At 36.1% G+C, this 13353-nt stretch carries 12 protein-coding genes; 4 read left to right on the top strand and 8 right to left on the bottom strand.

Annotated elements, in window-relative coordinates; translation table 11 throughout:
* Positions 1-547 precede the first annotated feature (547 nt).
* The 5 genes from AC1Z3K_RS05570 to AC1Z3K_RS05550 all read right to left on the bottom strand — a co-directional run bounded on the left by AC1Z3K_RS05570 (position 548) and on the right by AC1Z3K_RS05550 (position 6638).
* Complete coding sequence (locus tag AC1Z3K_RS05570; protein ID WP_461732104.1) at positions 548-1255, bottom strand: hypothetical protein; 708 nt, start codon at positions 1253-1255, stop codon at positions 548-550.
* A gap of 20 nt (positions 1256-1275) precedes the next feature.
* On the bottom strand, positions 1276-2187 hold the full coding sequence (locus AC1Z3K_RS05565; protein ID WP_426081172.1) for an aldo/keto reductase: 912 nt from the start codon (positions 2185-2187) through the stop codon (positions 1276-1278).
* A gap of 59 nt (positions 2188-2246) precedes the next feature.
* Positions 2247-3722 (bottom strand): helix-turn-helix domain-containing protein, encoded by a 1476-nt coding sequence (locus AC1Z3K_RS05560; protein ID WP_426081171.1) that lies wholly within the window; start codon positions 3720-3722, stop codon positions 2247-2249.
* Between the two features lie 165 nt (positions 3723-3887).
* Positions 3888-5981, bottom strand: a complete 2094-nt coding sequence (locus tag AC1Z3K_RS05555) for a heavy metal translocating P-type ATPase (protein WP_461732103.1) — start codon at positions 5979-5981, stop codon at positions 3888-3890.
* A gap of 96 nt (positions 5982-6077) precedes the next feature.
* Complete coding sequence (locus AC1Z3K_RS05550) at positions 6078-6638, bottom strand: hypothetical protein (RefSeq protein WP_461732102.1); 561 nt, start codon at positions 6636-6638, stop codon at positions 6078-6080.
* A gap of 222 nt (positions 6639-6860) precedes the next feature.
* Here AC1Z3K_RS05550 and AC1Z3K_RS05545 point away from each other — a divergent pair, with 222 nt between their 5' ends.
* From AC1Z3K_RS05545 to AC1Z3K_RS05535, 3 genes are all read left to right on the top strand, one after another.
* Entirely contained in the window at positions 6861-7481 is a 621-nt protein-coding gene (locus AC1Z3K_RS05545) for a helix-turn-helix domain-containing protein (RefSeq protein WP_461732101.1), read from the top strand.
* 280 nt (positions 7482-7761) lie between these two features.
* Positions 7762-9072: a murein hydrolase activator EnvC family protein gene (locus AC1Z3K_RS05540; RefSeq protein WP_461732100.1), complete on the top strand. Its 1311-nt coding sequence runs from the start codon at positions 7762-7764 to the stop codon at positions 9070-9072.
* Between the two features lie 143 nt (positions 9073-9215).
* Positions 9216-10268 (top strand): acyltransferase family protein, encoded by a 1053-nt coding sequence (locus AC1Z3K_RS05535; protein WP_461732099.1) that lies wholly within the window; start codon positions 9216-9218, stop codon positions 10266-10268.
* Positions 10269-10375: 107 nt separating this feature from the next.
* Here the strand turns inward: AC1Z3K_RS05535 and AC1Z3K_RS05530 are convergent, their stop codons facing one another.
* The 3 genes from AC1Z3K_RS05530 to AC1Z3K_RS05520 are packed head-to-tail and all read right to left on the bottom strand — an operon-like array spanning position 10376 to position 11778.
* A complete protein-coding gene (locus AC1Z3K_RS05530; RefSeq protein WP_483541495.1) occupies positions 10376-10465 on the bottom strand; it encodes a hypothetical protein in 90 nt (29 codons plus the stop codon).
* A 15-nt stretch (positions 10466-10480) separates the two neighbouring features.
* Complete coding sequence (locus AC1Z3K_RS05525; RefSeq protein ID WP_461732223.1) at positions 10481-11251, bottom strand: IS3 family transposase; 771 nt, start codon at positions 11249-11251, stop codon at positions 10481-10483.
* A complete protein-coding gene (locus AC1Z3K_RS05520; protein ID WP_461732098.1) occupies positions 11221-11778 on the bottom strand; it encodes a transposase in 558 nt (185 codons plus the stop codon). The genes AC1Z3K_RS05525 and AC1Z3K_RS05520 overlap by 31 nt, the downstream gene beginning before the upstream one ends.
* 317 nt (positions 11779-12095) lie before the next feature.
* On the opposite strand from AC1Z3K_RS05520, the gene AC1Z3K_RS05515 reads away from it, so the two are divergent.
* Complete coding sequence (locus AC1Z3K_RS05515) at positions 12096-13292, top strand: glucosaminidase domain-containing protein (RefSeq protein WP_461732097.1); 1197 nt, start codon at positions 12096-12098, stop codon at positions 13290-13292.
* Positions 13293-13353: the final 61 nt, after the last annotated feature.

Raw genomic sequence — 13353 nt, 5'->3', positions numbered from 1 at the left:
GCTAAAAATGAATCACCTATAAGCTGGGTAAGTATTGAGCAACAGCTACTAGGTTTTCTTGCTGTGTCTCTTGACTCTTTTCGAATAATCCGTCTGGTTAGCCACTGCTTTATTATAGAAATAAATGTTCAGGAAAATTCGGTAGAATAAGGGCCACACCAATCATTTCACTAACAGCTTCTATATCTGGATAGATGGGACTCCGATTACTCAACGCAACCCGTATTTTCTAGATCACTTAACTGACAACCCAAAGCTTAGCTCTTTTGTCTCAATCTCAATAAAATATGCATTTTTTCTACTTTTACCAGAAACATAGTTCTGTTATATTCTAACAAATATCTACAGAATTTGCAGTAAGAAGGTAAAGAAAAGACCGAAACAACTTAGGAGAGCTGTTTCGGTCTTATAGGAGTTCACACACATAAATTCACACAAATGAAATTAATTTAATTTTCTATTTGTACTTATTGTACTGTGCATTTTTGAATTATTTATGACTGATTGTTTTCTAAATTGTAAAACTTACAAGAACAACAATGAACACTTAGTGAATTTTGCTTAATTTTCGCGTTCTAACAAGTTCTTCCTGAATGACTTTTTCAGAAAACGATGCCTCAATCTCGGCTAAAACATCATGAGTATAGGCTGGTGGAAATGCCGAACAGAAAGTGACAAATTTCCAGACCAACAGCAAATCAGCGGAATATCTTTCATAATATGCTTTACCTTTTTCGAAATTTTCCAATGTCTGAAGCCTAGAGGAATAAAAGATTTGATAGCCTAAAGCGTCTAATCCTTCTCTAATAGCTTCAGGTTCTTTTAACTGTTCAAAAAGCACAGCCACAGTAAATTCTCCCATATTAGCTAATGTACGGGCAATAATATCCCTTGCCAATGGATAATTCTTTTTTTTAGAACTTTTGGCGTCAGCAATAGTTTGATGCTGATTTTTTCCAAGCTTACCAATATAAGGTATCATTTGCTCGACAGTTTGGGCATTGCCCTTGCCTAAAGCAGAGCAAATTTCCATACGGGAATAGAGCTTTTTTTCGATTAGCAGACGCTCTAGTAGAGCTTTAGCTGCTCCTGCTTCCAGAATAAACGAATGCCCAATCAAACGTGCGGCGGCTGACCGCTTCACAGGGTCTGCTGCATCTAACTGGTTAACTGCCTCTTCTTTGGAAAGCTTCTGAATGGAGCTATTCTCTGGCAGATAGCCTCTACTCGCTAATTCCTTCTGCGATGATTTCATGCTATTTTTCCCCGTTCACACTATGGTAAGATGTTGCCTGCTGCTAAATAAATAGCATACCAGTCTTCCCGGCTGAGAACTATTTCTGAAGCGGCAGCAATCTCCTTGATTCTTCCGATATTCATTGTACCAGCAATCACCTGCATTTCAGCAGGGTGTCTTAAAATCCAAGCAGTTGCCAAACCGGTTGGCGTAGTGCCGTATTTTTCTGCCAGCTCTTCCATCTTAGCATTTAATTCAGGGAATTTATCATTGCCAATGAACACTCCTTCAAAGAATCCATATTGGTAAGGAGACCAAGCCTGAATTGTCATTTGATTCAATCGTGAATAATCCAAAATACTGCCGTCATGATCGAAGCTTCCTTCATCTGTCATATTTACATGAATCCCCTGATCCACCATTTCAGTGTGCTTAATGCCAAACTGAAGCTGGTTAGCCAGCAGCGGCTGAGTCACAGTCTTTTTAAGCAATTCAATCTGCATTGGCTTTTGATTACTTACGCCAAAATATTTCACTTTTCCTTGCTTTTCAAGTTGATCGAATGCAGCAGCCACTTCTTCCGGTTCCACCAATGTATCTGGCCGATGAAGCAACAGTGCGTCAACATAGTCAAGACCTAAACGCTTCAAGCTTCCTTCAACAGAATCAATGATGTGTTCTTTAGAAAAATCAAACATTCCTTTACGAATGCCGCATTTCGTTTGAACAATAATATCATCTCTGGAAATACTGCTGTTTTTTAACGCTTGACCAAAAATTGTTTCACATTCCCCAGCGCCATAAATATCTGCATGGTCAAAGAAGTTAATTCCCTGATCAACAGCTGTCTCAATGATTTCTTGCGGCTTTTCCGCGCCGTTCATGCGCATACATCCTAAAATCACTGCTGCTGCGGTTAAATCACTGGTACCAAATTGAATTTGTTTCATCAAAATTCCTCCTAATCGTTTAACTCATTCCTATTTTATCACACTTGTGTGAAAGGGTTTTATTTTTTATCCTCTAAAAGTGATTCTAACTGAAAAAAGAGGATATGATCGTCCATATTCGTAATAAAGAGAACTGGGCAAGTTATATTTTCATTTGTAAAAATTGGGTGGAGGGCAGTGGTCAGGATAATATCAGCATTATTGTATTCCGTTTGCGCGCCGGCTTCAATAATTTTAATATTTTTCCTTTGTCTAAAAAAAGAAAGAATCTTAGTTTTTAGCTCTCCTTTCTGTTCTATCGGCCACTCTAAAGCCAGATAGATATTTTTTCTTTTTTCCAGCGAAACAGGAGAACAAAGTCTGGTAAAGATTTGGAAATAACGAAATAGTAACTCTTCTTTATGAATTGCCTTAAACGATTTTGAGATTTTTTGAAGCTGGCTAATCCCCTGATTCAACCGTAAAAAGCAAACTGGATAAATTAACGTCATAGCATGTAACGCTGACGTTTTTTCATAATAGAACCCTTCCCATAACTCATGATACAGATGAAAACTAAGCATGGCTATGTAAATTTTTTTCGTAAAAATAATTTCTTTTTCCCAGAATACCTGCTTTAGCATCTTCGCTCCAAGATAAGAACATATTTGAACTCTGGATTTACTTTTATAATAATCAGAAATGCTTTTATCCCCTATCCTTCGACTAAAGGTTGCTGCATATTTTGCAAGCACAGTCAGAAATAGATACATATATTCTTCTGAAGAAAGAACGGCTGCTCTTTTTTTTCTTATTTCATTTATGAAATATTTGTATAGCTCACTGTCTAAACAAAAGCTTTCCATTTCGGATTTCAGAGCAATGCTTTTTTTCTGTTCTATTCTGTGCAGCTGGATGCAGATTATCAACATCAGCTGTTGCTTTTGAATATGATTAACCCTCATCTGAAGAACCCCAATAAGCCCATCACAAAGAGTTGTTGCTTTTCCTGACAAATGCCCATTAGTCCAGCTATCAAATCCTTGAAAAATCTGCCAGCGAAATTTAGCTATAAACTCACGAATTTGGAGCTCTGTTCCTGTCAGTTCCAATGTATTGTGCCGCAGTCCTAAATAATAAGGCTTCAGCCATTCCCTGATTTTGGTAATTCTCTTTCTCATTTTTGCTTCACTTTCAGAAAAATGATTGGTCAAATCCACAATTGAGATGGGGGAAGCTGTGACTACTTTCTCTAGAATATAAACTTCGGGGGTTGAATAAATATAAAGCATACGGAACCTCTCCAAATATAGGGAATTGCTGTTCCGTAAACGCACGCTATCCTTTTCCGTCAGAGTAAGAACTAATTCTTTCTGGTACGTAGAATCCTTTAGGGCACCCTGCAGCTTATAAAGGTATTTTCGAACAGTTTTTACATGAACAGCTAATTTCTCCGCTAACGATTTTAGCAAAATATCTTCTGTAGCATTTTGAAGAATCCCTAGAATCTCTATTATTTTCTTTGTTTCAAAGTCTAAGATGTCAATTACTTCCATATAACCCCTCACATTTTTTTATCAACAGTTCATTTATAAACTACCTCTTTTTCCTGTTTTCATTTTTATTTTTACCTGTTTATAGCAAAAAATAGCCTGGGAAGCTGCCCCAGACTATTTCTGAATTAAACACAGAAAAACAAAATTTTGTAGTAAGCTTTTCTATTACTCGCCTTTTATCCTTAGTGTCATCGCATTTGAAGCCACAATCACCGTACTCAGAGACATAAGAATTGCTCCTACAGCTGGATTCAATATAAAACCGATTGGTGCAAGAATGCCGGCTGCCAAAGGAATAGCAATGATATTATATCCTGCTCCCCACCAAAGATTTTGTATCATTTTTCTTCGAGTTTGTTTAGCTAGGTCAATAAAACGAATAATATCAAACGGATCACTGTCGGTCAAAACAACATCTGCCGAATCAACAGCGACATCTGTTCCTGCACCAATAGCGACACCGATAGTTGCTCTAGCTAGAGAAGGTGCATCATTAATTCCGTCACCTACCATCATTGTTTTATTCCCTTTATCCAGATATTCCTTAACCTTTTTTTCTTTTTCTTCTGGAAGCAGTTCACTATAGAAATCATCTATTTCTAGATATGTTGCGATAGCAGCAGCAGAAACCTTGTTATCACCAGTAAGCATTACAGGAGTGATAGCCAGTTTTTTAAGCGCCTGAATGAATGCCTTAGCTTGAGGCTTAACTACATCACCTAAAGCAATCAGCGCTGCCGGCTGGTCATCAATCAGTAGATAGCTTATTGTATTTCCCTGCTTCAAATAAGCTTCCTTCTCTGACTGTTTAATGGATAGAGATAAACGTTCTACTTCCTTTTCATTCACTACTTTTAAAGAAAGACCATCAATTGTTCCAGTCACTCCAACACCTGAAAGGTTCTTTAAATCCTTTGCCTGATAAGGGATAATCGTCTTCTGCTTCAAATAATTCATAATACCGGCTGCCAACGGATGGTTAGCATCAGCTTCCAATGCACCTATATATTTCAATGCTTCTTCTTCAGAGTATTTTTGATTCAATAGGCTTATTCCTGTTACAGTAAACTTTCCTTCAGTCAGGGTACCGGTTTTATCCAAGAAGACATATTGCAAATCATTAGCTTGTTCCAAGGCATTTCTATTTTTTATTAGCAATCCATGTTTGGCTGCAATAGTTGTTGATCTGGCTATTACTAAAGGAATTGCCAGTCCTAATGCATGAGGACAGGCAATGATAAATACCGTGACCATTCGCTCAAATGCCTGACTTAAATCACCAGTTACCAAAAGCCAGATGAGAAATGCAGACAGTCCAACAATTAAAGCAATATAAAAGAGCCAGCGGGCTACCTTATCTGAAATCGATTCAAGCTTTGATTTTTCAGAACGAGCCTGTTGTACCAGCTGCATAACTTTTGATAGATAACCAGATTCTCCTGTTCCGGTAACTTCAATTTCTATTGTTCCACTTCCATTAATGGCACCGCCAATGACCGTATCTCCGGTATTTTTTGTCACCAATTTTGCTTCACCTGTAACCATCGATTCGTCTACTGAACTTGCTCCCGACAAAATCCGACCATCTGCAGGAATCTTATCTCCGGAACGGATCATCAATCTATCGCCTTTGCCAACTTCTTTTAACGATACTATTTCTTCTGTCCCATCATCCTGAAGCCGTTTTACAGTATCAGGGAGCAACGCCGCCATTTTATCCAACGCGTCTCCGGCATTTGAGATAGCATTCATTTCAATCCAGTGACCCAAAAGCATGATAACAATCAGTGTTGCCAGCTCCCAGAAAAAGTCCATGACATGTTTATCTGGAAAAAGATGATTCATGATAAAAGCGTACACACTATAAAAATAGGAAACAGAAATCCCCATAGCAATCAGCGTCATCATTGCCGGTGCTTTTGCTTTTAGCTCCATTTTGGCCCCGCTTAAAAAGGGTTGTCCGCCATAAAAGAATAAAATTGATGCTAAAACGAGTACTAGCCAGTCTGACCCAGAGAAAGTAAACTGAAAAGGCAAATCAATCCCCATCATCGGAGAAATAAAAATGATCGGTATTGCCAAAATCAGAGACAGCCAAAATTTCTGCTTGAAGTTTCCCATATGCATTGAATGATCCATCCCACTCATTTCATGCCCATGTTCGTGATGTTCATGCCCCTCATGATTCATCATAGCGTGATTCATTGTTTCAGAAGACACCGTATGCTCTGTTTTTATATGATTATGTTTGTTATCCATAGTAAGTCAACCCCTTGCTCATTTAATCTGAAAGATTTCTCTCACTCAATTACAGCATAGCATAGGATTAATCTTCAATGAAATGAATTGACTTCTTTAGCTGTGAAACTTTAAAAAACCTGAAAATCGTTTCTTTTGATACATAGAAAATCTGCAGATTTTACTAAAAAAAGATGAAAAAATACCGTCAGCCAAACTTGCTGGTGCTGACTCAATTTCCTGATACATCTGTTCAATTCTTCTTCTATTGTACTTATATTTTTTTCTAAAACCTCCAGTTACTCCATAAAAAATTTCAAATCCGTAATTTTTTTTAGCTTGAGAAGGTGCATTTTTTAGAAGTCTGTTATATTTTTTAACTAAGCTCTCTAAAATATCTTTTTTTAGTGCTTCGTTATCAACTTTTCTATTAACTATCTGATAGATTTTTTGATATTCTTCCTTAGCGGTTTTCTTATATAAACAGCATGCGTAATCGAAGCCTTTATATAATATATGAGCACTAAAAATCAGACTAACCATTCGTTCATATTCATTAGAATATGTATCAAAAATTGCCGCTTCATATTCATTTATAGAATGATTATGGGATAGTTCATTTAAAAACCGGGAGATTTTCTGCTCATTTCTTTTTTCCATCAATTTTATTTTTTTCATGCTTCCCTCCTAATTTGCATATATTTCGGTAATTCCACTTCTAAAAGTACTTGCACTTCTCACGATGAGTAAGGATACACACAAACAATTGAATATATTTCGGTAAAAAAATTATATCATAGTAAACTAAATTATTCAATATGAGATTTATGAACCTCAAAATGAAAAATAAGAATAATTGTGGTATATTAAATAAAGAACCCTATATAAGGAGGAAATCATTTGACAACAAATCTGTTTGCTGCAGGTGAAAGAATCAAAAGTATACGAAAAAAGCATCGCTATTCAATGGCAGCTTTTGCAAAATTAGTAGGGAATTCCAGTGCAAGTACAGTCAATAACTGGGAAAAAGGAAATAATCTTCCTAAAAGAGAACGTTTAGAAAAAATAGCTATTCTAGGAAATACGACTGTTTCCTGGATTAAATACGGCACCTTCACCGAGTATGTCCTAAGCCTATTAGTAGATATTAACCCTTCAATCAAGCTTTCTGACGATCAGCTGCACAAATTAATTACCACACTTCAACAGAAAAGCATCTCTTATGAAGAAGATTTAGACATACTCGCAACAGCAAAGAACCTATTTCCGACGGCATTTGATTATGTTTACGAAAAAAAAAATACTGAAGTTTTTGCATTAATTGGAGAAGAAGCAACAGACTACTTTATTGAAAAGGATCCTAGCTACCGTATACAGCTCTTGCCTGTAATTAATCAACTAGCTAAAGATGAAACTAAATTTCAACTGCTTCAGACAGCAGCAGAACTGTTAATCGAAGAAGAAGCAGAGTTCTTATCTTTTTTGAAAATCTATTCTGAAAAACAAACAGATGAGAATTAGAAGCATAATTGAGAAGCATCGTTTCCACCCGTTCAAAGACCAGAGTAAGATTGCTTTTCATTCCAGCTCCATACACTGATTATCTTAACCGCTTTTTATGTTACAATTATGTCTTCAGTTTGCGTTATTATTAAAAAACAGTAAATCACAACTATTTTTTTCTAATTTAGGGTATACTGATAAAGGAGTTTTACTTAATTGCTTTTAATGATTTCATTAGTTATATCAATTAAAGCAAAGCTATTATTTAGCATATATCGAAAAAAGTGAGGACTATAACTTGAAGAAAAAGATTATTTTGACCCTTTCCTTTGCCCTATTACTAGGCACTGCACCAGTTGCGGCATTAGCAGAAACAATTGATGATCAGATTGAAGCAAAAAATCAGAAAATCAGCGAAATAGTAACCACTCAAAAGGAAGCAAATGAATATCTGGCAACGCTGGATGCTGAGATTACTGCATTAGAAGAAGAATATAATGCTGTTCTAGCAGAAAAACAAAGCACTGAACAGGAAATCAATACATTAAATACCGAGATTACTAATCTTGAAACTAAGATTGCTAAAAGAAATGACCAGCTGGATGCACAGGCGCGGGCAACACAAACCGGACAGGATACGTCTATTCTTTCTGTAATGCTGAATGCTACTTCTATTTCTGATGCAATTTCCAAAGTCTTAGCTGTAAATACAATTGTTAGTGCAAATAATGATATTATTCAAGCACAAAAGCAAGACAAAGAAAATTTAAACAGTAAAAAAGATACGCTGGTTGAAAAAGCAGCCGCGCTTGAAGCTAAAACTGCTGAGCTATCTGAAAAAGAAGAAGGGTTAGCGCAAGCTAAACTGGACCAAAATATTAAATTAAATGAAATAGCTGCAAGCTTAGCCAAAGAAACTGCTGAAAAAGAGCAGTTTGAAAAGCAAAAAGAAGAAGCTGAAAAGCAAAAACAAGCAGAATTAAAAGCACTTGAAGAGCGCAAACAAAAAATGGCGGAAGCTCAAGCATTGGCTGAAAAACAGGCAAAAGAACAGCAGGCCGCTCAAGCAGCAGCCGAAGCTGAAGCTGCTGCCAAGTCTGAGGAAAATCAGCAAGCTCCTACTGCTGAAGCAGAAGCTGAAGCTACTCCTTCTGTGCCTGATACGTCACTGCCGACAGATACAGAGGACACTTCTACACCTCCTGCTTCAAATAGCGGCTGGGGACTGCCGGTAAGTAGCGTAATAGTTACCAGCGGCTATGGCTATCGTGAAGATCCTACAGGTATTTCCGGAAATTTCCATGATGGCATCGATTTTGGCGGAAGCTCAAGCACAGTGATTATGGCAGTTAAATCTGGAACAGTTGAAGTTGCCGGATATGACGGTATGTCTGGAAACTATGTGATTGTCAACCATGGAGATGGTTATTATTCTTACTACGCTCACCTAAGCAGCTATACAGTAAGCCAAGGACAGACTGTTACACTTGGACAACAGGTTGGTTTTATGGGAACAACTGGTAATTCTACTGGTGTCCATCTACATTTTGCAATTGCTACTGGAATCTGGTCAGGTTTTGTTAATCCAGGACCACTTCTAGGCATCTAAAATTTAGTACTTTGACGGAAATCTATCGATAATAGGTTTCCGTTTTTTCATTTTTTAACTGTATTTGTAACATTGCTAAACTGCTCAAAATATAGTAATGTTATTTTGGGGATTTAAAATAAATGAAAAAGAGGGTTTAAAATTTGAATAAAGCAACACGTGATACTCGAATTGATGTGCTTCGATTTTTAGCAATTATACTTATTCTTCTGGGACATTCATCTCCTCCTACACTTTTGGGGAACCTTCGTACTTTTGACGTCTCATTAATGGTTTTTGTAATGGGCATGTCTTACTCATATAGTCGAGAAAAAGGAGTGGATAAGTATGGATCTTATGTAATAAAACGCTTATCACGTCTTCTAATTCCTACTTGGAATTTCTTGGTAATTTTCTATCTATTTTTCTTTGTTTCTACTTTTATTACAAGAATAACTTATCCTTTCTCTGTTGAAACAATGATATCATCATTTCAACTTGAATCAGGTTTTGGCTTTGTTTGGATATTTCGTGTTTTTATTGTTATTTCACTGTTCTTTCCCATTAGTTACATTATTTTGTCTAAAGTAAAGTATCTAAGCATACAGTTGACCTTGTTGACTTTCCTACTACTCTTTCAGCAAAGTGTTATCCGCTTTCAACAATTTTTCCCTGAGAGTATTAGTCCACATTATCATAACTTTATAGTTATTCCTTTTGGTTATCTGATTGTCGCCGCTTTCGGGATGCTTGCAGTCAAATTAAGAAGAGAACAATTGTTTTGGGTTTTTGAACTGTGTGTTGTTATATTTTTAATTTCAGCTTTTTATCAGAACTTTGAATGGGTAAATAAGTTTAAGTACCCGCCAAATGTTTATTATTTATCTTATGGTCTATTATGTTCTTTTTTATTATTATTTTTACTAACATCTAAATTTACAGCAATCTTTAGACAAAATGACATTGTCAAATGGTTTTCAACTCATTCTCTAGATTTGTATTATTGGCACCTTATCATTGAATTTATACTAAGAATATTTTTTAGAAATTGGTTGCCAAGTTGGCCGCTTAAATTTACTTTATTACTAATTGGTTCCTTCATCCTTACCGTTCTAAACAGTAAACTAGCACCTAGATTACTATCTACTAATTATCTACTGCTGCTTCTAAGAAAATTGGGTGTCTTTACAAAAAAAGCAGATCTAGTTAGAAAATAACATTCTATACCTAAAACATCAGTGAAATGAAGGCTCTATACTTTTTGATGTTGTAGTGCCCCCCAAAAGTTAGACTTTTTATAGAGTGGATTTTTCCACTCTATTTTTTATGCAGTTTTTTGATTGAAACGTCGAAACTCTACTGGGCTTTTCCAGTTAAGTTTTTCTTTGATTCTATAATGATTGTAATAATAAATATACTTATGAACGACTTATCTTAACTCATTTTGGCTTTGATAGACTTTTCCATAATACATTTCTTGCTTTAGAATACTGAAGAAATTCTCCATAGGAGAATTATCTAAACAGGTTCCTTTCCGAGACATACTTTGAAAGATACGGTTATCCTTTAAGGTTTGTATATAGGTGTTCATTTGATAAGCCCAACCTTGATCAGAGTGGAAGGTGCGACGATAGGGACAATCATTTGTTTGGAAAATGGCTTCTTCTAGCCCTGCCATAACTGTTTTACCATTTGGTTGAGTAGAAAGGCTGTAGCTTAGAATTTCACTGTTATACATATCCATAAATGGATCTAAATATAGTTTTTTCGGGCGAAGAATGCCTGTTTTATCCGCTTCAAAATATTTAAATTCAGTTGTATCTGTCGTGATTTTTTGATGAGGAACAGAGGTGTTGAATCGTCGATGAATCAAGTTTCTAGCGACCTTACCAACGGTTCCTTTATATGAATTGTATTTCCTTGATTTCTTAGTGAAAGCATTGACTTGTAACTGTAGCTTTTGAATTAATCGCTGCACTTTCTTTTTATTTACTTGAAATCCACGTCGTCTCAATTCTTGCGTCATTCTTCTATAGCCATAATGTTTATGCTCCTTACGAATCGCTTGAATTTCTTCTTCCATCCTTTTTGTTGGATTACTTCTGTTTAATCGTTTTTGCCAATACATGTAAGTAGCTTTGGGAAACCTTAAGGCTTCCAGAATATCTTTTAATTGATAGTGTCCTCGGAGGCTGTGAATGATTCGTGCGATTCGTTCATTTTTCGTTCGTCCTCTAAACGTAGCCTCCTCAATTCTTTTAAATAGGCATTCTCAATTTTCAACATTCTGTTTTCTTTTTCTAGTTTCTCTAATTGAGATTGTTCACTTGGTAATGACTGGGTTTCATTTCGTTTCTTCTTAGTCATTGTAGGTGGACGTCCTTTCTGTTTAGAGAGTCCATCTATCCCCTGTTTCCGATAGGTTCTAAGCCAACTGGCAATTAAAGGCGGATTGTTAATTTTCAGACAATTGGCTACTTCTCGATAGGACAGCTCTGTTGTTAAATACAACTCTATCGCATCTAACTTAAATTGAACAGAATAATTCCTATTTTTTCGACTACGGAGTAGTCCTTCCTTACCAAATTCATTATAAGCATTGATCCATCTTCCTATTTGACTATTACTTTTAAACCCATATTTTTTTGCGAGAAAGTTTATCCCTCGCTTTTGATCCAGATATTCATGGACTACTTTTAACTTAAAATCAAAACTATATTTTGCCATACTAAAAAACCTCCAAAAGTTAGATTTTCAGTTCTAACTTTTTGGGGTTGGTACATCGGTACATTTAATTGTTAGTCATTTTTTATATCTACGAATTATGCGCTCTTATAAATTTTTCACAGTCATTCCTTTTCTTCTCTAAATAGAAAGAACTCATTATTATTGACTACAAACTCCTTAATGCCGTCAGCAGCTTTATCAATAGCTGGTCAATTTTTATAGGGAGAAAAATGACAGTAAGTTGACAGTTAGAAAGCACTTATATTCGCTATACTAACGTTGTAAGATCTTACAAAAAAGTAAAGAAAGGAAAACTTATGGCAAAAACAATTGGAGAAGTAAAAAGTTTTCTTGATAGTCTTATCGGTCAAATAACGGTCGATAAATCTAATGCCGGATTAAATGGACAATGTGTTAGCTTAATTAAGAACATTCTTGAATTTGTTGGCGCACCAAATCCATATGCTGCGCGTGGAAATGCAAAAGATATCCCAGTTACCTACGCTTCAGAAGGAATTGCAAACGTCGGTTCTGGTACGCTTAACATTGCAGTTAATAGAAATGGTGGTGGCGGCTATGGACACGTTTGGGTAAAAATCGGCTCTGATAGCTGGCAAGCTAACTGGGCGGGGTTTCCTGTGAAGAAGAATGTTGGAGAAGATCCTATTACGGATATTTTAAATCTAGATCAATGGATTTCAACAGTAGGTGGAGAATCAAATGGTGGTAGCGGCCAATACTCAAAAGGGCCACTAACAAATGCTGGATATAGTATCTCACAAGACAATATTCGCTTAGTCATTGATGCTACAAAAAAATATAATCTAAAGCCAAGTTTTTTAATTGCTCAGATGTTCATTGAAAGCCATTGGGGGGATCCAAATACCTCAATAGCTGGCAGTAAAGACAATAACTGGAGTGGTATTTCTGAACCATTTAGCGCACCAAGTGACCTTGGTATAAGTATGAGTCGTGGGTCTGCGCGCCCAGCTAACGAAGGAGGCTACTATGTTCACTTTCCAACTTTAAATGATTTTTTCAAAGCTTATGCATTTGTTTTGTCAAAACGTAATGGGCTGTACAATGTGGAAGGAACAACGACGATTGAATCTTTTTGTAAAGGCCTATTCAGAGTTGGAGGGGCTTCTGGAGATTATGCAGAAAGCGGATATCAACATTATCTAGGAATGCTGGTATCTACTTACAATGCAATAATGCAACAGAATCCAGGTAAACTAGAAGCCATAGATTCTAGTGAAAATGATGTAGAAGATATGAAGGGAGAAGATGATATGACAGAATTTGCAATTTTATATGGTACAGGTGTGTTTTATGTTTGTGGAACCAAAATGAAGTTACTAACTCAAACAGAGTGGAGTGTACTACGTTCTGTTTATAACCAAGTAACTGCACATAAAACAGGTAAAGCACAAGACATCAAAATTATGGATTGGAAAAACAATAAGGCTACATTTGATGCTTATGTCGGTATTTGCGGCGGCTATACAACATAAAAAATATATTAAAAGTCTGGGACAGAAAAATCCCAGATTTTTAGTATACCTAAATTTGTAA

It is taken from the genome of Enterococcus sp. LJL128 (assembly GCF_056924295.1).
Note: the sequence above shows the minus strand (reverse complement) of the source record. Positions and strands in the feature narration are given on the sequence as shown.

Bases quoted from the DNA above. Each gene is read 5' to 3' on its own strand.
- AC1Z3K_RS05520 (WP_461732098.1), bottom strand. From the start codon at position 11,778: ATGGCAAAATATAGTTTTGATTTTAAGTTAAAAGTAGTCCATGAATAT.
- AC1Z3K_RS05560 (WP_426081171.1), bottom strand. From the start codon at position 3,722: ATGGAAGTAATTGACATCTTAGACTTTGAAACAAAGAAAATAATAGAG.
- AC1Z3K_RS05570 (WP_461732104.1), bottom strand. From the start codon at position 1,255: ATGAAATCATCGCAGAAGGAATTAGCGAGTAGAGGCTATCTGCCAGAG.
- AC1Z3K_RS05515 (WP_461732097.1), top strand. From the start codon at position 12,096: ATGGCAAAAACAATTGGAGAAGTAAAAAGTTTTCTTGATAGTCTTATC.
- AC1Z3K_RS05555 (WP_461732103.1), bottom strand. From the start codon at position 5,981: ATGGATAACAAACATAATCATATAAAAACAGAGCATACGGTGTCTTCT.
- AC1Z3K_RS05565 (WP_426081172.1), bottom strand. From the start codon at position 2,187: ATGAAACAAATTCAATTTGGTACCAGTGATTTAACCGCAGCAGCAGTG.
- AC1Z3K_RS05550 (WP_461732102.1), bottom strand. From the start codon at position 6,638: ATGAAAAAAATAAAATTGATGGAAAAAAGAAATGAGCAGAAAATCTCC.